The sequence below is a fragment of the Candidatus Spongiisocius sp. genome, assembly GCF_965221825.1.
Taxonomy (GTDB): domain Bacteria; phylum Actinomycetota; class Acidimicrobiia; order Spongiisociales; family Spongiisociaceae; genus Spongiisocius.
Window position 1 is genome coordinate 2,829,166 of record NZ_OZ244917.1, and the last position, 21,944, is coordinate 2,851,109.

General features: G+C 68.5%; 18 protein-coding genes. 11 read left to right on the forward strand and 7 right to left on the reverse strand.

Annotated elements, in window-relative coordinates; genetic code table 11:
* Positions 1-20 precede the first annotated feature (20 nt).
* Positions 21-761, forward strand: a complete 741-nt coding sequence (locus tag ACOQPD_RS13135; protein ID WP_420612408.1) for a site-2 protease family protein — start codon at positions 21-23, stop codon at positions 759-761.
* A 506-nt stretch (positions 762-1,267) separates the two neighbouring features.
* Positions 1,268-1,990 carry a hypothetical protein gene (locus tag ACOQPD_RS13140; protein WP_420612409.1) on the forward strand — a complete coding sequence of 241 codons (723 nt, stop codon included), beginning with the start codon at positions 1,268-1,270 and terminating at the stop codon, positions 1,988-1,990.
* Between the two features lie 439 nt (positions 1,991-2,429).
* On the opposite strand, the gene ACOQPD_RS13145 is transcribed toward ACOQPD_RS13140, so the two are convergent.
* Complete coding sequence (locus tag ACOQPD_RS13145; protein ID WP_420612410.1) at positions 2,430-2,867, reverse strand: hypothetical protein; 438 nt, start codon at positions 2,865-2,867, stop codon at positions 2,430-2,432.
* Between ACOQPD_RS13145 and ACOQPD_RS13150 the strand changes: the two genes are divergently transcribed.
* The 9 genes from ACOQPD_RS13150 (at position 2,845) to ACOQPD_RS13190 (ending at position 14,087) form a co-directional block, all read left to right on the forward strand.
* Positions 2,845-3,342 carry a hypothetical protein gene (locus ACOQPD_RS13150; RefSeq protein ID WP_420612411.1) on the forward strand — a complete coding sequence of 166 codons (498 nt, stop codon included), beginning with the start codon at positions 2,845-2,847 and terminating at the stop codon, positions 3,340-3,342. The two genes, ACOQPD_RS13145 and ACOQPD_RS13150, sit on opposite strands and share 23 nt — an antisense overlap.
* A 29-nt stretch (positions 3,343-3,371) precedes the next feature.
* A complete protein-coding gene (locus ACOQPD_RS13155) occupies positions 3,372-5,090 on the forward strand; it encodes a phospho-sugar mutase (protein WP_420612412.1) in 1,719 nt (572 codons plus the stop codon).
* 32 nt (positions 5,091-5,122) lie between these two features.
* On the forward strand, positions 5,123-6,568 hold the full coding sequence (locus ACOQPD_RS13160; protein WP_420612413.1) for an NAD-dependent succinate-semialdehyde dehydrogenase: 1,446 nt from the start codon (positions 5,123-5,125) through the stop codon (positions 6,566-6,568).
* 377 nt (positions 6,569-6,945) lie between these two features.
* Positions 6,946-7,890, forward strand: a complete 945-nt coding sequence (hpnC, locus tag ACOQPD_RS13165; RefSeq protein WP_420612414.1) for a squalene synthase HpnC — start codon at positions 6,946-6,948, stop codon at positions 7,888-7,890.
* A complete protein-coding gene (locus tag ACOQPD_RS13170; RefSeq protein ID WP_420612415.1) occupies positions 7,887-8,759 on the forward strand; it encodes a phytoene/squalene synthase family protein in 873 nt (290 codons plus the stop codon). Before hpnC ends, ACOQPD_RS13170 begins: the two co-directional genes overlap by 4 nt.
* Positions 8,756-10,147: a hydroxysqualene dehydroxylase HpnE gene (gene hpnE / locus ACOQPD_RS13175; protein WP_420612416.1), complete on the forward strand. Its 1,392-nt coding sequence runs from the start codon at positions 8,756-8,758 to the stop codon at positions 10,145-10,147. The genes ACOQPD_RS13170 and hpnE overlap by 4 nt, the downstream gene beginning before the upstream one ends.
* On the forward strand, positions 10,144-11,160 hold the full coding sequence (locus ACOQPD_RS13180; RefSeq protein ID WP_420612417.1) for a polyprenyl synthetase family protein: 1,017 nt from the start codon (positions 10,144-10,146) through the stop codon (positions 11,158-11,160). Before hpnE ends, ACOQPD_RS13180 begins: the two co-directional genes overlap by 4 nt.
* A 520-nt stretch (positions 11,161-11,680) precedes the next feature.
* Entirely contained in the window at positions 11,681-12,703 is a 1,023-nt protein-coding gene (locus tag ACOQPD_RS13185; RefSeq protein ID WP_420612418.1) for an ABC transporter ATP-binding protein, read from the forward strand.
* A gap of 4 nt (positions 12,704-12,707) precedes the next feature.
* On the forward strand, positions 12,708-14,087 hold the full coding sequence (locus ACOQPD_RS13190) for a protoporphyrinogen/coproporphyrinogen oxidase (protein ID WP_420612419.1): 1,380 nt from the start codon (positions 12,708-12,710) through the stop codon (positions 14,085-14,087).
* 33 nt (positions 14,088-14,120) lie between these two features.
* Here the strand turns inward: ACOQPD_RS13190 and ACOQPD_RS13195 are convergent, their stop codons facing one another.
* The 6 genes from ACOQPD_RS13195 to ACOQPD_RS13220 form a co-directional block, all read right to left on the reverse strand.
* Positions 14,121-15,821: a glycosyltransferase gene (locus ACOQPD_RS13195; protein WP_420612420.1), complete on the reverse strand. Its 1,701-nt coding sequence runs from the start codon at positions 15,819-15,821 to the stop codon at positions 14,121-14,123.
* A complete protein-coding gene (locus ACOQPD_RS13200; RefSeq protein ID WP_420612421.1) occupies positions 15,818-16,660 on the reverse strand; it encodes a heme ABC transporter ATP-binding protein in 843 nt (280 codons plus the stop codon). The genes ACOQPD_RS13195 and ACOQPD_RS13200 overlap by 4 nt, the downstream gene beginning before the upstream one ends.
* Positions 16,657-17,697, reverse strand: a complete 1,041-nt coding sequence (locus ACOQPD_RS13205) for a FecCD family ABC transporter permease (RefSeq protein WP_420612422.1) — start codon at positions 17,695-17,697, stop codon at positions 16,657-16,659. Before ACOQPD_RS13205 ends, ACOQPD_RS13200 begins: the two co-directional genes overlap by 4 nt.
* 2 nt (positions 17,698-17,699) lie before the next feature.
* Positions 17,700-18,503, reverse strand: a complete 804-nt coding sequence (locus tag ACOQPD_RS13210; protein WP_420612423.1) for a heme/hemin ABC transporter substrate-binding protein — start codon at positions 18,501-18,503, stop codon at positions 17,700-17,702.
* 239 nt (positions 18,504-18,742) lie between these two features.
* Positions 18,743-20,527, reverse strand: a complete 1,785-nt coding sequence (locus tag ACOQPD_RS13215; protein WP_420612424.1) for an FEA1-related lipoprotein — start codon at positions 20,525-20,527, stop codon at positions 18,743-18,745.
* Positions 20,528-20,647: 120 nt separating this feature from the next.
* Positions 20,648-21,937: a Dyp-type peroxidase gene (locus ACOQPD_RS13220; RefSeq protein ID WP_420612425.1), complete on the reverse strand. Its 1,290-nt coding sequence runs from the start codon at positions 21,935-21,937 to the stop codon at positions 20,648-20,650.
* Positions 21,938-21,944 lie beyond the last annotated feature (7 nt).

Consider the following 21,944-nt stretch of genomic DNA (forward strand, 5'->3'; position numbering starts at 1 on the left):
CGTGTTCGCCTCGACCCGGCTTGCCGGCACTTCCAACTACGCTGGCCGTCGTGCGCTTCCGGTTGTTCGGGTTTCCCGTCCACATCCACTTCACCTTCTTGCTCGTCCTGGTGATCCTGTTCGACACCGGCCTCGGCGTGGTCGCCACGGCCCTCTGGGTGCTCGCCATATTGCTCTCCGTGGTACTGCACGAGCTGGGCCACGCGGCGACGGTGCGGCGCCTCGGCGGCCATGTGGAGGGCATCACCATCTACGCGCTGGGTGGCGCCACCTACTGGAGGGAGCTGGATATCCCTCTCGGGGGCTGGAGGTTGTTCACGATTGCCGCATCGGGCTCGGGGGTGGGCCTCTTCGCGGGCCTCGGCCTGTTCTGGTATGCCCGCCTGGGCGGCCTGGGCCGGTTCGGTGAGCTGGCGATCGAGAGTCCTTGGCGTATCCATCTGGCCGCCGCCGACCGCTACGGGGAGTATCTGGTGTTCTTCGTGGGGGCCTTCATCTGGGTGTCCGTGGTCTGGGGGCTGGTCAACTGGCTACCCATCGGCGGGCTGGATGGGTCGAAGATGCTGCGCGCCGTGCTGATCAGGATGCTTGGTCCGAGGGGCGATCTCCATTCCCGGATCATCGGCATGGTCGTTGGCGCGGCCGCGGCCGTCTGGGCCTGGCAGCGAGGTCTGGTGCTGGCCGCTGTTCTGGCGGTGGTGTTCGCCGGGGCGGACCTGGTGGCGTACCGGCGTCCCATCATCCGCCCGCCCTCGCCCTGACCGTTACTCCTTCCCGAGGATACGGCCCACCAGCCTGAGCGGATCCGGACGCCTGATGGCGCCCCGTCCGACTCCTATCCCTCCGGCAAGACCCGCAATGAGCAGGCACGTTGTGGCCGGGTGGTGTTCCGTTCGAATACTGATGTATAGCATGTCTAGATGTGCTACACGATGCTGTGATTGATCACAATCAGACCAAGCATCTCAGTCCAGAGTGAGAAAAATTTCAGAGCGACAGAGATTTTCTACCCTTGTTTGACGACACATACCCGATCGTGGCTCCGATATGCTACCACCAGTAGCGATAGCTATCCCGCATCGGAGCAGACCAAGCCATGAATCACCCGGTAGAGAAGATGCTATTCATCGTATCCATAGCTGGGGTGCTGGCTGCGGTGCTAATAATGACGGTACCCGTCCGGACAACGCAGCGATCGGAGCCTCCGCCGACTTCCGTACCTCCTCCGGCCGGCGGGCAGGAACCCGGCGCCGCATCCCCGGACTGGGTGAAGCCTCCGGATTCGATCTCGACCGATGCCGGGACGGACGGTCAGGATCAAGGCGGCGCGGCAGCTCACGACCACAGTCACGAGACCGGGGCGTATCACAGTCACGCCGCAGAGCCGGTGGGCCTGACGGCCACCACCCTCCGGTACCCGCCCGACCGGGACGCCGAGGCGCCCGATCCGTCCGGTCCGCCCCTCGAGGAGGCCGGGCGGTGCCCTCCGATCGAAGACCTATGGATCGCGGACGGCTATGCGGTCGAGGACCCGTGCACGCTGGCGGAGGTTCGCCGGTCGGTGCACCTGGCGTACACGGGCACGGACGAGCAGCGCCGTGGGGCGATCAGGAACGGGCCCCTGCTCGATGAGGTTTTCGACGCGCTGGACGACTTCGGCCGAACCCATGATGCCGCCCTGTACCACCCGGAGCAGCGCGGCAGGTCGGGCGTGATATTCGAGGAGATCGTGTGGCGCGGCGGTCCGGACGCCGACCGGGGGGTGATAGCGGTCCGCTACCGCCTTGACCATCCCGACTTCTCGCCCACCAACCCGATTCTGGACACCCTCGTCCAGGTGGACGGGGAATGGAAGGTCTCGTACAGGAGGTCCTACTGCGTGAAGGTGCTGGTGATCATGGAGCACGTGGGAAGCGATGTCCGCTGTCCCCGCGACCCGAACCCCGAGGTCAACGAGGACGAGGCGCCCGAGTCGACGGGTAGGTACTGATGGCCTGGATACGCAGGCGCATCCGGGGCCTTCCGGCGCAGGCCAGGCTGACGCCTGCCGCGGCGGGCTGGCTCCTGCTGATCGGGTTGCTCGCCGCAGCCGCCCTGTGGGCCTCGGAGCCGGGCGCGGCCCATCCAACCGAGACTTCATGGCGGGCCGGTCGGACCGTGGCGACCTGGGATTGGGAGCAGCACTGGAACTACTGGAGGAAGCTGAAGTGCCAGCAGACCAACGTCGAGACAGGTACCGGCGAGATCTCATGCGTGAAGTGGAAGGCCACGGGAAACTTGTGGAGAGCCTGCGGCCCCAGGATCAGCCCGCCGCAGCCGGGTATCAACAGTTGCGGTATCGGACGGGGCGGGCACGCCCCGCACGGGGACGGCATCACGGTCAAGTACCAGTATTTGAGCCGGCACGAGGACCGGCGCGGGCCCACGCGCTACGTATGTGCGGGTGACAGGAGCCTGCCGGCCGACACCAGCCCCGGCAACTGCGGGACCTGGGTGAGGGTGAACCATGCGCACTGTGCGAATGATCCGAGCGCCCATCCGCCCGACTGCCCGACTACGGCCGGCGACCGGGCGACCACGACCGGCGATCGGGCGACCACTCGTGTTTCCGTTACCGACACGACGAGGGGGACCAGAACGACCGGGGTCACCAGTACGACGAGGGATACCAGAACGACGAGGCACACCGGGACGACGAGGGATACCCGTACGACGAGGGATACCCGTACGACGAGGGACACCAGCACGACCAGAGGGACCACCGATCCGACCACGTCCATCACGACGTGGCGAACCACCACGACGAGCAAGCCTCCGCCCCCTGCGTGCACGAAGGCGGGCGCCGTGACCTCGTTCCATAGCACCATCGACGGCATCGCAAGCCCGTCCCTGGGCTTCCAGCCGGCGCGTTACGGCTACGTTAGGGTGCCGGTCAGGGCCTACTACCGGGGGGATCCGTCCCGGACCTATACCGCACGGATCGATGGCGAGTCGGTGTCGATCCGGGTGTGGGTAAGCCGGATGTCATGGGTGATGACCGGCCTGGGAACGCCGGAAGGAATGGAACTCGGCGTCAGGACCTTCCACCGCCACGCAACGGACTATCCCGACGCCGGCTCGTTGAAGAGCGCGGCCGAGGTCCGGTTCGGCGGCGCCGAGGCCGTCTACCTCAGGTCCTCCTCACGGGCTGGTCACCGGAGCGGGTATCCGGTGACTCTGACCGTGGTCTGGAGCGGCGAGTGCCAGGAGTCCGGCACCTCAGGCTGGACCAGCCTCGGAACCCGACGCCAGGATGCCGGCTTCTCCTACCGGGTGCTCGCCATCCGGAGCCGCCCCAGCTAGCCGGCGGCCAGTGGCTATCGTCGATTGCCATGAGCGACGTGGTGGAGCGGGCCAGGGCCTGGATCCTGGGCGACCCCGATCACCGCACCAGGGGCGAGTTGAGCGCCCTGCTCGGCTCCGGGGACCGGGCCGAGTTGGCGGATCGGATGGACGGGACGCTCGCCTTCGGCACCGCCGGGCTCCGCGGGGTCGTGGAAGCCGGCTCCAACCGGATGAACCGGGCCACGGTGATCAGGACCACGCGAGGGCTGGCCGACTTCCTGCTGGCTCGCCACAGGGGAGCGCCGGCCGCTCCGGTGGTGGTGGGCCGTGATGCCCGGCTCTCCAGTTCGGTCTTCATGCGGGATACGGTGGGCGTGTTGAGCGCTGCGGGTCTGCGGGTCAGGTTCTGGGAGGAGGAGGTCCCGACTCCACTGGTGGCATATGCGGTCCGGGTGCTGGGGGCCTGCGCCGGGGTGATGATCACGGCCAGCCACAACCCTCCCCGGGACAACGGCTACAAGGTTTATGACGCCAACGGCGCCCAGATCATCCCCCCGGTCGACGCAGCCATCGCCGCAGCCATCGACCGGGTCGGCGCGGCGGCCGATGTTCCTCTGACGGATGCGCCGCTCCGGGAAGCCGGGGAGCGTGTGGCCCCCGTTTCACCGGAAGTCTGGTACGGGTACCGGGAGGAGCTGGCCCGGCTGCGGTCGCCTGCGACGGTCGATCCGGGCCTGCGGATCGTCTACACGCCGATGCACGGGGTGGGTTGGCGATACATGAGCGAGCTACTGACCGAGGCCGGTTACCGGGATGTCCACCCGGTTGACGAGCAGGCCGGACCGGACGGGCATTTCCCTACGCTGCCGTTCCCCAATCCCGAGGAACCGGGTGCCATGGATCTGGCACTGGACCTGGCCCGCAGGGTCGAGGCCGATCTGGTGCTGGCCAACGATCCTGACGCCGACCGGCTGGGAGTGGCGGTGCCCGGCGCCGGGGGATGGGTCAGCCTCACCGGTAACCAGGTGGGCGTGCTGTTGACCGATTACATACTCTCGCGCCGCCCGGATGGCGGCACGCGGCCACTCGTCACTAGCACCATCGTCAGCTCGCCCATGGCCCGACATGTTGCGGCTGCCCGAGATGCCCGCTTCGAGACCACGCTCACCGGCTTCAAGTGGATCATGAACGCAGCGCTCGATATCGAGGCCGCGGGCGAGGCTGCCCTGGTCTTCGGATTCGAGGAAGCCCTGGGACATGCAGTGGGGGGCTTGGCGTACGACAAGGACGGCCTGTCGGCCGCCCTGTACATGGCCGACCTGGCATCCGAGTGCCGGAAGGAGGGCGAAACGGTGCTCGATAGGCTGCAGGCACTGTATCGCCGGTTCGGGTTGTGGGTCTCGGTCCAGCGCAGCATCAGAAGGCCCGGATCGGCCGGAGCGAGCGAGATCGCCGACGCCATGCGACGGCTGGCCGCGGATCCCCCGGGCCGCCTGGCAGGAGTGGCGGTGCTGGGGATGACCGACTACCGGGAAGGCGCCGATCGGAGGCCCCGGTGGCTCGGAGCAGCGTCGCTGATCGAACTCCGGCTCCAGGATCGGACCCGGGTGCTCGTCCGGCCCAGTGGCACCGAACCCAAGCTTAAGATATACGTGGATTCCACCCGCCCGGTCGCCGGCACCGATGAGCCGTCCGTAATCCAACGCGACCTGGAGGTGCATGCCGGAGCGGTGGCGTCCGACCTGGCCGAACACATCGGCCTGTAGAAGAAACGCCGACACCTCCCGGGAGGAAAGAGATGACCGTGGTAACCGAGCTTTTCCGGAGTCCGAGGACCCAGCTCCGGATCGGCGGCGAATGGACGGAGGGGGATGGCGAGCTAGACGTCATCGATCCCGCCACCGAACAGGTACTTGCCGCCGTTTCGACCGCGGGAGTCGAAGAGGCGCGCCAAGCGGTGGACGCGGCCGCCGAGGCCGCGCCCGGATGGGCGGCCACTGCTCCGCGCACGCGTTCGGACATCCTTCGCCGGGCCTACGACCTGATGCTCGAGCGGGAGGAGCAGCTGGCGGAGCTGATCATCCTCGAAAACGGTAAAGCCTATGGCGACGCGATCGGGGAGGTTCGATACGGCGCCGAGTTCTTCCGGTGGTTTTCGGAGGAGGCGGTCCGCATCATGGGCGAGATCCGTACCGCGCCGCGCGGCGACAAGCGGATCGTCGTGCTGCCCGAGCCGGTCGGGATCTCCCTCATGGTCACCCCGTGGAACTTCCCGTCGGCGATGGCAACCCGCAAGATCGCCCCGGCCTTGGCGGCCGGATGCACGACCATCCTCAAGCCCGCCTCCGACACCCCGCTCTCGGCCCTGGCGGTGGCGGACATCCTGGCGGAGGCAGGCGCCCCTCCGGGAACCGTCAACGTGGTGATGGCGCGGGGCTCCTCCGGCGTTGTGGACGTCATGCTCGACGACCCGAGGGTGAGGAAGCTGTCCTTCACAGGCTCCACCGAGGTCGGCCGGATCCTGATGGAAAAGGCCGGGCGCCGCATCCTCCGGACCAGCATGGAGCTGGGTGGCAATGCGCCCTTCGTGGTTTTCGACGACGCCGACATCGAGTCAGCCGTCCAGGGAGCCGTGCTGGCCAAGATGCGCGTCGCCGGGGAGACCTGCGTGGCTGCCAACCGCTTCTACGTCCAGTCGGGTGTGGCTCAGCAGTTCACCGACCGACTGACCGAAGCGATGTCGGCCCTCCGCATGGGGCCGGGCATCGACAGGTCCAACGACGTGGGCCCGATGATCAACTCCTCGGCCGTGGAGAAGATCGACAGTCTGGTGTCGGGCGCGGTCGACGATCGGGCCACGGTACGTACCGGAGGGGCGGCGCCGGACGGTCCCGGCTACTTCTACCAGCCCACCGTGCTGTCGGAGGTCGCGCCCGACGCGGCGATCCTCGGCCATGAGATCTTCGGTCCTGTCGCTCCGGTGGTGTCCTTCGACTCCGAGGAGGAGGCCATCGAGGCTGCCAACAACACCATCCATGGTCTGATCTCCTACGTGTACACCGGGGACATGAACCGGGCGTTCCGGGTGGGCGAGGCGATCGAGTCGGGAATGGTGGCGCTCAACCGGGGCATCATCTCGGACGAGGCTGCGCCCTTCGGCGGCGTGAAGGAGTCGGGCGTGGGCCGCGAGGGCAGCCACCACGGCATGGAGGAATTCCTGGAGCTCAAGTACCTGGCCTGGTAGCGGTAGACCCGGCGTCCCCACCGCCCGCGTCCCTGAGCAGCCCGCGCTCGCCGGGGCGACAAGTCATGGGAAGGTTCGGCAACTATTTGATGGTGGCCGGTCTGTGTTGCGGTCGGCGTGCTCTGGACCGCCATCGACGCCTCTGGCTGCGTCCTGCCTCCTCAACGTACCCTGCGGGTACGCCTTCGTCAGCAAGTCCTTGCCATAGACGCCGCTGCCGATGCCATATCCCACCGCCGCGCCACAGACCAACCACGGGGACCCGCGCTGCCAAACGACTGCGCACAGCGTGAATACGCCCTATTCTCGGGGCGAATCGTTTCTGATAGCCGGGGACCGGCCGACCACGGTCACGCTCCCTGCAGGTGGGAGGTGCGGTGTCCGCCGAGAGGGCGACCGACCGGGTTTCGCTGACAGAGTCAGCAGGGGCATGCTCGTCCCATTCCGGGTCCGAGTCGGTCGGGCAGCACGTGGCGCTCGACGTGGTGATGGCCAGAGCGGCCGGGGAGAATTTTCCGGTTGCGCTCCGCCTGCTCCCGCGACGCCTGCGCGATCACCTGGAAGCCATCTACGGTTACGCTCGGCTCGTGGACAACCTGGGAGACGAGTTCCCGGGAGACCGGACGGCGGCGCTGGACTGGGCCGACTCGGAACTGGACGCCCTCTTCTCGGGTTCTCCGCGGCACCCGGTGTTCCGCCGGTTGGCGCCCATGATCCAACTTTTCAGCGTGCCTCGCCTCCCGTTCGATGAGTTGCTGGCGGCCAACCGCCAGGACCAGCACAAGACCCGCTACGAAACCCGCGAAGAGCTGATGGACTACTGCGCCCTGTCCGCCAACCCCGTGGGGCATATGGTGCTGGCGGTCTTCGATGCCGCCACCCCGGAGCGGATCGCGGCATCGAACGCGGTGTGCAGCGGTCTCCAGATACTGGAGCACCTCCAGGACGTGGCCGAGGATGCGCGGGCGGGGCGCGTCTACCTCCCCGCCGAGGACATGGCGAGGTTCGGCTGCGCGGTCGAGGACCTTTCGGCGTCCGAGGCCGGAACCGGTCTCCGGGAACTGGTCGCCTACGAGTCGGGATTCGCCCGTGAACTGGTCGAGGCGGGCATTCCGCTGGTCCGGTCCCTGAACGGGTACGCCCGCCTGGCGATATCCGGCTTCGTGGCCGGCGGGTTGGCGGGACTGGACGCCATCGAGAAGGCCGGCTTCGAGGTACTGGGCGGCGTGCGCAGCGCCGGGCGCCCAGGCCTCCTCCGCCGCTTCATCCCGGTTTACCTGGGCCGACGCCGCCGGGCGGACCGCGCGAGAGCAAGCCCGTGACCCCCGAGACCGCCTACGACGGATGCGAGCGGATTACCTGGGAGGCGGCTCGCAACTTCGCCTACGGCATCCGGCTCCTCCCCCCGCCCAAACGCCGAGCGATGGCTGCGCTCTATGCCATGGCCCGGCGTATCGACGACGTCGGGGACGGGACCTGGCCCGGTGACCGCAAACTCGAGGAGTTGGACAGGCTCCACACCGTGATTGAGAAGCTTCGCGCGGGAGACGTGGAGGACCGTAACGACCCTGTGCTGGTGGCCCTGGCCGACGCCACGGCGCGTTACCCGATCCCGGTAGCCGCCCTGCACGAGATCGTCGAGGGTTGCGAGATGGACGTAAGGGGCGCGGAGTACGTCACGATGGAGGACACGGTCCGTTACTGCCGGCTGGTGGCAGGGTCGGTGGGACGCCTCTCGCTCGGTGTGTTCGGAACCCGGGGCGGTCGGCGGCGTCCGGCGGGGGAGAGCGAGGCCTCCCGGATGGCCGATGATCTGGGCGTGGCCTTCCAGCTGACCAACATGTTGCGGGACATCGCTGAGGATCTCCGGATGGGGCGCATCTACCTCCCGGAGCAGGTACGGGATCGCTTCGGAATCGCGCCGGGCAGCTGGACCCCGCCGGAGCAGGTCGGCGCCATGGTGGAATATGTGGCGGGTCAGGCCGCCGTCTGGTTCGACAGCGGCCTGGCGCTGCTGGCGCATCTCGATCACCGCAGCCGGTCCTGCACCGCCGCGATGGCGGGAATCTACCGGCGGCTGCTTCGGCGAATGCGTGCCCAGCCCACCCTCCCCCTGACCGAGCGTGTCAGCCTCCCGGCCTGGGAGAAGGGCCTGGTAGCGGTGCGTAGCATCGCCGGTCTCCAGCCGTGAACAGCCGCCGCCCCCGAGTGGTGGTGGTGGGGGGTGGCCTGGCAGGCCTTGCCGCCGGTCTGGAAGCGGCCGACCGCGGAGCGTCGGTCACCCTGCTCGAGCGGCGGCCCCGTCTCGGCGGAGCCACCTGGTCCTTCAGGCGGAAGGGGATCTGGTACGACAACGGCCAGCACGTGTTCCTCCGTTGTTGCACCGCCTACGTGGCGTTCCTGCAGAGGATCGGCTCGATCGGTGATGTGACCATCCAGAAGAGGCTGAACATTCCCGTGCTACGACCCGGCGGGAGGATGGGAACGATCCGGCGTACCTTCGGCCCGGCCCCTCTCCATCTGGCGCCATCGCTGCTGGCCTACCCTCACATCGGCTTGAAGGCCAGGTTGAAGGTCCTGGCGGCCGGAAGAGCCCTGCGAAGGCTCGACCCGGAGGATCCGACTCTCGACAAGGTGTCTTTCGGCGACTGGTTGGCGGCCCGCGGTCAGCCGGCCGAGGCCGTCGAGCGGTTCTGGGATCTGGTCGTGCTCCCGACCGTGAACGTTCATGCCGGGGATGCATCCCTGAAGCTCGCTGCCAAGGTGTTCGTGACCGGGCTTCTGACCGACGCCGCGTCCGCGGACATCGGCTGGGCGTCGGTGCCGCTCTCGGCGCTCCACGGGGACGCCGGCCGGCGCGCCCTGGAAGCACGGGGAGCCGAGGTGGTGACCCGGGCGCCGGTGTCGGCTGTTCGAACGGGTTCCGGGGGACGCTTGGAGGTAACTACCAACGACCGGGGCATCGAGGCCGATTCGGTGGTCGTGGCCGTTCCGCACGATGCGGTCGGATCGATGCTTCCGTCCGGCGCCGTACCCTTCCAGGATCGCCTGGATCGGCTAGGGGTCTCGCCGATCGTGAACGTACATCTGGTCTATGACCGTCCCATCACCGACCTCCCGATGTTCGCTGCGGTCGGGAGCGACATCCAGTACGTGTTCGACCGGACAGGAGCCGCCGGCCTCGACGACGGCCGCCAGTGCCTGGCGATCTCGCTGTCGGCGGCCGATTCCCATCTCGGCACGAGCGCGCCCGAACTGGTGAAGCACTTCGTCGCGGAGATGGAGCGCCTGCTTCCCGCCGCAGCAGGGGCGGTCGTGACCGAGTCGATGGTCACCAGGGAGCCGAGGGCGACCTTCCGGGGCGGGCCGGGCACCCATCCGCTCCGGGCCGGTGCCGGGTGTGGTGACCCCAGGGTCTTCCTGGCCGGCGCCTGGACCGACACCGGGTGGCCCGCGACGATGGAGGGAGCGGTGCGCAGCGGGGTTGAAGCTGGTCGCCGCGCGGCGAGCGTCGCCAACGGGGACGGGGGCCCCGAACGCGAGACGGTACCGGCGGACGGTGAGGGCGCCAGGACATGAGACGGGCGACGCCGGACTTGCTGGAGCGGACCGGGGCCATGGTCCAGCCTGCGCTGATCGAAGCCGTGGGCCGGCTGCCCGCCGGCCTGGCTCTCCCGGTTCGCTACCACTTCGGATGGATCGATCAGGCCGGGTCTCCGGTTCCTAACCCTCGCCACGGCAAGGGCATCCGGCCGGCACTCGCTCTCCTGTCTGCCGAAGCGGTGGGGGCAGCGGCGGAAGTCGCTCTCCCGGGGGCCGTGGCGGTGGAGATCGTCCACAACTTCTCGCTCGTTCACGACGACATCATCGACAACGATCCCGAGCGCCGCCATCGGGCGACGGTCTGGAAGACCTTCGGCGCCGGGGACGCCATCATCGCCGGCGATGCCATGATGCTGCTCGGGCTCGAGTTGCTGCTGGACCGGCCCTCGCCGCAGCGGGTGGCGGCAGCCGCCGACCTGGTGAGGGCTACCGCGTCGATGATCGCCGGGCAGCACATGGACATGTCGTTCGACCGGTCCGGAGACGTGGATGTGGACCTGTCCTGGGAGATGGTCTCGCTCAAGACAGGCGCCCTGCTGGCCCATTCCTCTGCGGTGGGCGCCATCCTGGCCGGCGCTCCCGAACGGACGGTCCGCCGGCTCCGGACCTTCGGACTCGAACTGGGCCGGGGATTCCAGGCCATCGACGATCTGCTCGGGATCTGGGGAGATCCGTCGGTGACGGGCAAGCCGGCCGGTAACGACCTCAGGGAGCGCAAGAAGTCGATCCCGGTGGCGGTGGCCCTGGCTTCGGGCTCCGAGGCCGGAGAGCGGCTCGCCGACCTGTATGCCGGGGAGCACCTGGATGATGACGGGATCGAGGCGGCCGCCGCCCTCGTCGAGGAAGCGGGCGGCCGGGAAGCGACCGCCACCGCGGCCCGCGACTGCATGCGGCGTGCGGCCGATGCCCTGGGCGGGGCGGATATCGACACCCGGGTAGCCGGGGAGTTGGTCGATCTGGCCGCGTTCGTGGTCGAGCGGGACTTTTAGTCGTGGTCGGTCTGCGTTGCGGCGGCGTGATCTGGACCGCCATCGACGTCTCTGGCTGTGTCCTGCCTCCTCAACGTACCCTGCGGGTACGCCTTCGTCAGCAGTCCTTGCCATAGACGCCGCTGGCGGCGCCATATCCCACCGCCGCGCCACAGACCGACCACGGTGTTCTGCGTTGGGGGTGGCGTGGTGTGGACCGCCATATCCCACCGCCGCGCCACAGACCGACCACGGTGTTCTGCGTTGGGGGTGGCGTGGTGTGGACCGCCATATCCCACCGCCGCCACCCAGATCGACCACGGGGACCCGCGATAGCAAACGAACGCGCATAGCGTGAACACGCCCTGGCCGCCTGCTCCCGTGGCGTCCTGACGGGAGGGGACACCGGTCGATCCGTATCGCGATTCGGGCGATTTTCCCGGTCCGATGTACTATGAGTCAGGCTACCCTAACTTCAAAGATCAGGTAGCTTTTAGCCGGATGGTCAACCGCTCGTAGCATGGCCCCTTCAGGAGCCCGTATGCCGTATCTGCAGGCAATCGACATCGCCAAACGCTTCAATGGCACGGCCGCGCTGGCCGGTGTGGACCTGGCAGTCGAGCGGGGCGAGTCGCTGGCGCTGCTCGGGCCGAGCGGCTGCGGGAAGACCACGCTGCTGCGCGTCCTGGCCGGTCTGGAGGTTCCCGACCGGGGTGACATCACGCTCGAGGACACGACCCTGACGGGTCCCGCTCACTTCGTCCCTCCCGAGCAGAGGCGTATCGGGATGGTCTTCCAGGATTGGGCCCTGTTCCCCCACATGACGGTGGCCAGGAACGTCGCGTTCGGGTTGGGCAAGGCGGGAATCGACCGCAGCCGGGTCTCCGAGACGCTGGATCTGGTCGGCCTGTCGCACCTCGCGGACCGCTACCCGGACGAATTGTCGGGAGGTCAGGCGCAGCGAGTGGCTGTTGCCCGGGCTCTGGCCCCCCGTCCCCGGGTGTTGCTCTTCGACGAGCCGTTCTCGAACCTCGATACCGACCTGCGCACCAGGATTCGGGCGGATGTGGCGGCCCTGATGCGCGAAGTGGGGATGACCTCGATCTTCGTCACCCACGACCAGGAGGAGTCGTTCGTGGTGGGCGACCGGGTGGCGGTGATGCGGGAGGGTCGGATCGTGCAGGTCGGCCGGCCGGCCGAGGTGTACCAGTACCCCGCTTCAGCGTGGGTGGCGGCCTTCGTCGGTGAAGCCAACCTGCTGACCGGGGTGGCGACCAACGGGCACGCATCCACCGCGGTCGGGGAGGTTCCACTGGCCGGGCCGGTGAAGGGACCGTGCCGGGTTGTCATCCGTCCCGAGCACCTGGCCGTGGGCCGGGGGAACCAGGGCGTGGTCTCCTCGGTCGAGTTCTACGGGCACGACACCTCCTACGAGCTTGCTCTCAACGGGACCAGACTGCTGGCCCGGGTGATCGCGGCACCCGACTTCGCGCCCGGCGACCGGGTATCCGTGTCCTACAACGGTCCCGGAGTAGCGGCCTTCGCGGCCGGCACCCCATCCTGACGGGGTGACCCGGACCGACTTCGTGGTCCTCGGCGCCGGCCCCGCCGGGTTGGGCGCCGCCTACCGTCTCTCCTACCTGGGTTTCAGGGTCATCGTCCTCGAACGCCAGGCCGTGGTCGGGGGGTTGGCGGGTTCGTTCGAGTTTGCCGGCCAGCGGGTCGACTACGGGAGTCACCGACTCCACGCAGCGACCCCGGCTCCGATTCTTCGGCTCCTCCGCGCCCGTCTCGGTGATGAGCTCCAGCAGCGAGGTCGCCGCGGACGGATACGTATCCGGGACCGGTGGCTCGCGTTCCCTCCGGGCCCGGCGGCCATCGCCCGGTCCCTGCCGCCGGGCTTCCTGGTGCGCGCCGGCCTGAGCGCCGCGGTCGCAACCGTCCGGCCCCGCCGGGACCGGAACTTCGCCGAGTACGTGACCACCGGGCTGGGGCGGGTTATGGGGGAGGCGTTCTACTTCCCCTATGCGCGCAAGATTTGGGGTGTGGAGCCGGACGGGTTGAGTGGTGAGCAGGCCAGGCGCCGGATCAGCGCCGACACACCCTGGAAGCTGGCCCGGCGGGTGAGCGCGAGGAAGCAGGGGGGAAGGTTCTTCTACTACCCGGCCGGAGGGTTCGGCCGGATCCCTGAAGTACTTGCAGAGGCTGCGGTGGAGGAAGGGGCCGACATCCGTCTCTCCACGGAGGTGGCGGGTATCCGGTTCGGCGATTCCTCCGTGACGGTCGCCACGTCCGGCGGGGACCGGATCAAGGCGGGGCAGGTCTGGTCGACCATTCCCTTGACCAGCCTCGCGGAACTGGTGGAAACCGTTGCCGGCGACCCGACCCCCGGCGTGGCCGGCATCGAGTACCGGGCGATGCTGCTGGTCTATCTCGCCGTGCCCTCGGGCAGGTACACGCCGTTCGACGCCCACTACTTCCCCGACCGCGACATCGCCATGACCAGGGTGTCGGAGCCGAAGAACTACCGGGACGGGCCGGACCCCCCGGACCGGACGGTCCTGTGTGCGGAGATTCCCTGCTCGCCGAGCGACGACATGTGGAGCCGGACGGACCACGAGCTGGGAGCCATGGTGGGGGACGCGCTGGCCCGGTGCGGGCTGGAGCATCCCCGTCCGGTCGAAGTGGCTGTTCGCCGTCTCCGGTTCGCATATCCGGTGTACCGGATCGGGTACGAGGAATCACTGACCCCCCTGATCGCCTGGGCCGATCGCCGAAGAAACCTGGTCACCTTCGGCAGGCAGGGGTTGTTCGCCCACGACAACACCCACCACACGCTGGCGATGGCGCTGGCCGCCGCCGATGCGGTCGGACGGGACGGTCGCCTCGACCACGTGAGTTGGGAGGCGGCCCGCCGGTCGTTCGACCGGCACGTGGTGGAGGATTGAGCCCGAGTAGGCCGGGAGAACCGGCCGGCCGGCTCAGGATCCGGCAGGAGCCACATCGGCAGGCGGGCGTGCGGGGGAGGGGCCATTCAACTCGCGGTACACGGCCGGGACTACGTTGCGGAGGTACCGGCCCAGCCTGACGAATGAGGTCCCGGTGGTGCGGAACCGGTAGCTGATCGGGACCTCGTGGTAGCGGTATCCCTTGGCGATCAGGTCCAGGGTGATCACCTGGGCGTAGTTGAAGTCATGGATGATCTCGGCATCGGCCGCCGCCGCCGGGGAGAAGGCCCGGTACCCGCTCTGACCGTCGGTGATCCCGGTGCGTGCCACGTAGGCCAGGATCCGGGTCAGTACCAGGTTCCCGAGGCGGCGGTGGGGCAACATGTGTTCGATATCGCCGGCGAAGCGGGATCCGACCACGTAGTCCGCCCTGCCCTGGAGGATCGGCTCGACCAGCCGCCTGAGTTCCTCCGGTGCGTACTCGGCGTCCGCGTCGCAGAAGACCACCGCCGCGGGCCCGTGTGCCAGGGACCGGATCAGGCCCGTACGGACCGCCGCACCCAACCCGCGATTCTCCGCCGTGGAGACGACCTCGGCCCCTGCCTCCCGGGCCAGGCGAGCGGTTGCGTCGGTCGAGCCGTCGTCGATGACCAGCGCGAGTACGCGGCGGCCTGACGACCGATCGGGGATCCGGCGGATCACGCCGGCGACACTCTCTTCCTCGTTGTAGGCGGGCAGGAACAGGACGATGGGACCGTCTGTGGTCCCGGCGGTAGCTGGCGGAGGGTCGGGCGCCGGACGGGGCAACCGGAAGCGGCCGGGAAGACCGGGCGAGGGGAGGAAGAGGGCGGGCACACCGACCCCGATCGAGTAAGCGGTCTTGAGAGCGTGGGTGGCCAGCGCCGCGGCGAGGGCTACCCCCGGGTCGTGGCCGAGGAATGCGTAGGCGGCGACCGCCCCGGCCTCGTACGTGCCGAATCCCCCCGGCGCGACGGCCAGTACCTGGGCGGCCACCGAGACCGCGGTCACCAGCACGGCGTCCCCGAGAGGCAGTTCGATGCCGGCCGAGCGCGCCACCACCAGCACCAGGCCGGATTCGGCTATCCAGGCGAGCACCGTACCCGCGAGCTCCAGCACGCCCGGCCGCCGCACGCGATTGTCGCCTCGGAGTCTCCATGTCCATACCAGGCCCAGGAGCCCGGCGGCGCCCACTACGACCACGACGGCATCTGCGAGCGGGGAACCGAACAGCGATATGTTGCGAGCGCCGAGAATCCATGCCAGTCCGATCACCGCCAGCAGGTCGGCGGCGCGGAGGGTCACAGTCGAGGCCGAGGCCTCGGGCATCGGGATCCCGGCCCGCCTGACCACCGAGACCACCCGCAGCGGCTCTCCCATCCGGAACGGGAGGACGTGGTTGCCGAGCAGTGCGGTGTGGATGCCGGCCCAGGCATGGCCCGTTGTGAGGTCCGGCAACACCCGCTTCCAGACCAGGGACCTGATCAGGAAGGCCCCGGCGAAGGCCGCCAGCCCGAGCACGGACAGTAGAGGACGCTCGTACAGCTCCCTGGCGGCGCGAACCAACGCCGGGTAATCGACCATGCGAGCGATTACCAGCGCCGAGCCGGCGGTCACCCCCACCATCAGCGCGGCCCCGGCGGCCCAGACCTGCCCGGGCCTCGTGAGCCGGACCCGGCGGGCCAGGCGTTGGAGCGGCAACCGGAGATCGCTCATGTCTCGAATCCTATGGGAACCGGGCCCGGTGGGGTCTCACCGGATCGGCCGGACCGGCCCGTGCCACAATCCGATGTTGTCACCAGCCGGCCGCTCCCCGACGGGTGGTCCAGAACCTGGATGGGATACCGGTACACGTCGCTGAGCAGGGCGGGCTGAAGAACCTCGTCCGGCGGTCCGAGGGCGCGCATGCGGCCGCTGGCCAGTATCCCTATCCGGTCTGCATAGCCGGTGGCCAGGTTGAGGTCGTGGAGGACCGCCATGACCGCAACCCCCCGGCGAGCCCGCTCGCGGAGCAGGCCCATCACGCGGTGCTGGTGCCGTATGTCGAGGTAAGCAGTGGGCTCGTCGAGCAAGAGCACGGGCGTTTCCTGGGCCAGAGTCCTCGCGATCATGACAAGCACCTGCTCTCCGACGGACAGGGTGGGAAACGAGACGTCGGCGAGGGCGGTGGTTTCGGTATCCGACAGAGCCTTCTCCACCACCTCGGAGTCGTCCCGGCCCGAGGTGCTCTTCCGTTGCGAGCGGGCGTAGCGGCCGAACTCCACCACCTGCCGCACCGAGAACGCGAACTCGATTCTGGTTCTCTGCGGCAGGACAGCCCTGATCAGCGCCAGTTCGAGCGGCTTGTAGTCCGCGATCGGGCGTCCCCTCACCAGCACCTCGCCCCGTGAGGTCGCCGCGTCTCCGGCCAGCACTCTCATGAGGGTGGACTTGCCGGCGCCATTGGGCCCGACCAGCACATCCAGCGATCCGGCCTCCAGGTCCAGGTCTATCCGGTCCAGGATGGTGCGCCGGCCCGCTTCGTAGCCTATTCCTCGGGCCACCACCGGCGTCATCGCCAGCCTCCCTGGGCGCGGCGGGTGCGGTTGAGCAGCCAGAGAAAGAAGGGTCCGCCCGCTAGAGCGGTGAGGATGCCGAGGGGTATCTCGGCCGGAGCGGCCGCCGTCCGGGCTGCGAGGTCGGCCGCCAGGAGCAGGACCATTCCGGCCAGCATCGAACCCGGGAGCAGGGCGCGGTTGTCCGGGCCGATGATCATCCGGACCGTGTGCGGCGCCAGCAGTCCCACGAAGCCGATCACCCCGGCGGCGGCGACCGTCGCCCCGGTGAGCAACGCGGCAGCGGTCAGAACCTCGGCGCGCAACCGTTCCACATCCACTCCCGTGTGGCGGGCTTCCTCGTCGCCCAGGAGAAGGACGTTCAGTCGGCGGCTGCGGGCGGCGAGTAATGCTGCTGCCGGCAGTACGAACAGCAGGGTCATCCAAACAGTCTCCCAGGTGGCGCCGCCCAGAGAACCCAGACTCCAGAATGAGAAGGAGCGCATGCGGCCCCGTTCGGCGACGTTGACGAGCAGGCCCACGACCGAGGCGGCGATGGCGTTGATGGCCACTCCAGCGAGGATCAGCGTGACCACCTCGACACGGGTGCCCCGGCGGGAGATGCGGTAGGCCAGGAGGGTGAAGAGCAGGGCGGTGACCGAGGCGGCAAACGGCGTGGCCGGACCTCCGAGGATGGCGGCTCCCGGCACTGCGACCGCCGCGGCCCCTACAGCCGCTCCCCAGGACATGCCTACCACCTGCGACTCGGCCAGCGGGTTACGGAACACGGCTTGCAGGCCCACGCCGGCCGCGGCCAGCGCGCCGGCTGCCACCAAGCCGAGCCCGAGACGCGGCAGCCGGATCGACCAGAACACCGACTCGTGGATGGCCGATGCGCCCGGTCCGATGTCGAGTCCCAGCTGTCCGGCGAGCAGGGAGAACACCGTCGCGGGAGGGATGGCCACTGCCCCCATGCCGGCGCCGGCAACCACCAGTGCGGCCACCGCCACCGACAGGACGGCGAACGTGTACCGCCGGCGGACGACCGTGCGGCTCACGGCTAGCGGTCCCCGTAGAGGCTCGCGATCAGGCTCTCCAGCACCTTTCCCACTCGAGGTGTGAGCCCGAGGAACGCCAGGTCGTCGAATGCCAGCACCCGCCGGTGCTGCCCCGCAGCCGTCTGGGCCACTCCCGGGATGTCGAGGAGACCGTCGATGCCCCCCACCGATTCCAGCCCGTCCACGGTCAGGATCAACCAGTCCGGGTTGGCTGCCGCCAGGCCTTCGGCGGTCAACGGTGTGAAGTCGGCCAATCCCGCCTCGGCGCCGGCGTCGATACCTCCGGCGGCCCTCACCAGGCTCTCGGAGGGCGTGTCCCGGCCGGCCAGGAAGAGGATGTCGGGACCGCGGGCGTAGATGAAGCCAATCCTGGGCGGTGCGGCTCCGGCGGGGACCAGCGCCCTGGCAGCCGCCACCTGGGCCTCTATCTGCGCGGCCAGTTCGGCTGCGCGCTCGGCGATTCCCAGAACCTCGCCCACCATCAGCACCTTGCGTACCGCGCCCTCGAGGGTGGTCTCATCGGGAAGGATCACGACCGGCACGCCCGCGTTCCTCACCTGAGCGAGGGCCTCCGGCGGTCCGGCCTCCTCGTTGCCTATCACCACGGTAGGCCCGAGCGACAGTATGCCCTCGGCGTTGAGGGTCCGCTGGTATCCGATCTTCGGAAGGTCGAGGGTCTCGGAGGGGAAAGTGGCGCTGAGGTCGTTGCCGACCACCGCGTCTCCCAGGCCCAGTGCGTACACCACCTCGTTTATGTCGCCGTTGAGGGTGACGATCCGGCTGGTGTCGGAGATCGAGACCTCCACCCCGTCGGCACCGACATAGGTCCACGACACTTGGGCGACGGTGACTTCCGGCGCCGTCTCGGAATCCGGCGGTGTGGCCGACCGCGTCGAAGGCGGCGCCGGACTTGTCGTCGGCCCGGAAGTGGGCACCGCTGCGGTAGCGGTCCCGGTCGTCGCGGTTGTCGAAGGGGGCGCCGGGGGTGCTGGGTTGCAGGAGGTAAGCAGCAGCGCCGCTACCAGCACCCCCCGGCGGGCCTTGGCTAGCCGGCCGGGCAACTGACCCGGGCCGAAGCCATGAAACCGCAGAATCTCTCGCGGGATATCTTCCAGTTGCCGTCGATCCGCTGGGCGTCCCCGGCGAGGTCGGAGTAGGCGACGCTCCCGCTGAAGAGGATGTCGTAGGTGACCTGGGCCTGGTCACCATCGATGACCACCGAAACGGGCTCGAGGGAGATCCCGCCCATGGCCTCGGCTGCCGCCTGGTATTCGGTGTTGGTGTCGCGCAGGCTCTCCGCGTCCTCGAGGAACGGGACCTTGTTGTCGAACGGGACCGTGCTGTCGAACACCGTCCGGTATGCGAGCACGATGGCGTCGACGTCGGCATCCTCTCCCGGGACGATTCCGGCCGGCTCGGCGGGAACGAAGAGATCGTCCGGGTTCAGCGTGCCTATTTCGTGGGGGTCGATGCCGAGGCTCGCATAGACCGAGGGGAGTGCCCCCATCACCAAACCGGCCGTTCCGGATTGCGGGTCACCGAGCGACAGGTCGAGCCGGGAGGCTACAGCCGTCGCAACCTCGGGGCTTGCGGCCGCCACCAGCGGTTCGATCACCCGGTAGAAGGCCCAGCCCTCTGCCTGGGAGATGCGGGCCGAGTCAGCGTCGCCGTTCGCCAGCGCGGAATCCATCTTGTTGGCGTAGCGGATCGTCGCCTGCAGGTAGGTGATGGTGATCTGGCGGATGATCTCCTCCGACGCGGCGCGGGCGGCCGCCTCGTCGCCAGCCGCCAGGGCTTCCACACCCCTGGTGAAGGCGGCCGCCAGCGCGTCGTTGACCGCGGTTCCGGTGCCGAAGTTGCCGCCGCGCTTGTCCGCAGTGGCATACGGGCCGCAGTCGGGAGCATCACCGTGGTAGAACGCCCATCCCTCGTCCCAGACATGGGGTGCTCCGGAAGCCGTATCGAAATCGCCGCCGACCGCCCTATCCAACGCGTCCACCAACTCATGGATGGCCCAAGCGATCATGATCTGGTTCTGGATGCCTTTCTGGATACCCTGGCGGCGTACGAGGTCCGATTCCCCGGCGAACGGCCCGGTCCCTTCGATTGCCGCCATCACGAACGTGTCCAGCCAGGTCGGGTCGCCGTAGTAGGCCACGTAGTCATCCCAGATCGGCTCCTGGCGCTCGCTACGGGCGAATCCTGCGATGGTGCGTATCGAGCCGTCGCCCTTCACCGAGTTCCCGCCGACCTCGTAGATCTCCAAGACAGCGTCGTAATCGATCGGAGCGTCCTTGGGTAGCAAACCGTTGATGTCGCAGACGTCTAGTACCGCCCTGGCGTGCGAGGCCACGTCCGACACCGGCCGGTAGCCTCCCATCGCGCCGGAAACGCCGCTGCCCACCACCGATGCCGATCCCGACGCGGACCCGGTCGCGGACCCGGTGCCAGTTGCCGAGCCGGAGGCTGAAGCGGAGCCTGTACCGGTACCCGACGCGGACCCGGTGCCCGTTGCCGAGCCGGAGGCTGAAGCGGAGCCTGTACCGGTACCCGACGCGGACCCGGTGCCCGTTGCCGAGGCGCTGGCGGATCCGGTGCCTGAAGCAGACCCCGTGCCTGACGCCGATACGCTGACCGACCCGCCCGAATCATCGATCTGGCGGACCTCGCCACCGTCGTCAGTCCCGCACGCCGTTACCACCAACATCAGTGCCGCCAGCAGAACGACCGGTCTCTTCCGTGGGTTCATCGGTGTTGCTCCTTCCCCGCCGGACTCGCAGCCGGAGTGGATACTCCGAACGAGAGGGCTAAAGCTGCCCTGAGTCGTCATCTTAGGGCAACCTAACTGAGATGTTTTCCGACTACCTGTCCCTATCGCGCCGGCGGCCGGGAAACTCGACCAGCGAGAAGCCTCCTGGTGCGGGGTCAGGTCGTACCGGGAGCGTCCCGTTCAGGTGAAGAGGCCATCGCCGAGAAAGCGGCCCTCGTCGGGTACTCCCGGCAGTGCGAAGAAGAAACCGCCGCCTTCCGGCATGATGTACTCCTCGAGCGGCTCTCCGGTCAGACGATCCTGGACGGCCAGGAACCCCTTACTCATACTCCGCTGGTACGAGACGAACGCCAGGCCCATGTCGAGCCGGCCTGCGGCATCGAAGCCGCGGGTGTACGAGAAGCCACGCCGGAATATCAGGTTGTCCTCGGACTCGGGTGTCCTTGGATTGGCCAGCCGGATGTGGGCGTCGAGAGGAGTCCTGTCCCCGGTCGGGTCGTCGAACACCGGCGTGTCGGTCTCGTTCTCCATACCCAGCGGCGCGCCCGACTCCTTGTGGCGACCGATGATCGCCTCCTGCTCGGCCAGCGGGGTGCGGTCCCAGAACTCCACGAACATCCGGATCACCCGCACGGCCTGGTACGTTCCGTCGACCGTCCATTCCGGCTGGTCATCACCGGGCTGGATCCACACATGGCGGTCCATCAAACTGACATCGGTGGCGTCCAGGTTGGCCGTTCCGTCCTTGAAACCCAGCAGGTTGCGGGGCGCGCCCGCGCCTGCCTGGCGAGCGCCGGCGCCGCGCGTGTAGCCCTCGATCAGCCAATGCAGGACTAGGTCTCGGCGGCGGCGCCGCATCAGCTGGCGGAGCGCGAACTGGAGGGTGTCGGGGTGGTCGGCGTCGATGTTCAGTAACAGGTCACCATGGGTCCGGGCCGGGTCGAGCCGGTCGTTGGCTAGGAACGGCATCCTGACCAGCTCGGTCGGTGTCTTGGCCGACAGCCCGTAGCGCTCATCGAAGAGCGAAGCGCCGACGCTCACGACCACGCTCAGGTTGTCGGCCGTGGGCGTGGCGCCGAGGATGCCCGAGTCGGTGGGCGGGAAGGCATCGTCGCGGATGAGAGGCGGGCGCCCAGACATCAGTCCCTGTATCTCATCGGTGAGCTCGATGAAGGTATCCCGCAGGGAGTCGCGATCGGGCGACAGCACCTTGAAGGAAGCCATCATGCCCAGCGTGGGTACCACCGGCGGGGCGATCCCGGTCTGGCGGGACCCGTAGAACTCGACGAAACTCGGCGCGGCGTCCGGAACCGGATCCGCGGATGCCGTGTCCTGATCGCCGGCGGCACACGCTGTGAGCAGGGCAGGGGCGCCGATCAGGGTTGCCCCGCCAACTGCTCCGGTCTTGAGAAAGTCGCGGCGGGAAAGACAGCTGCCCTCGGGGGGGTCGGGCCGGTTCCGTTCCTTCACCGCGCTC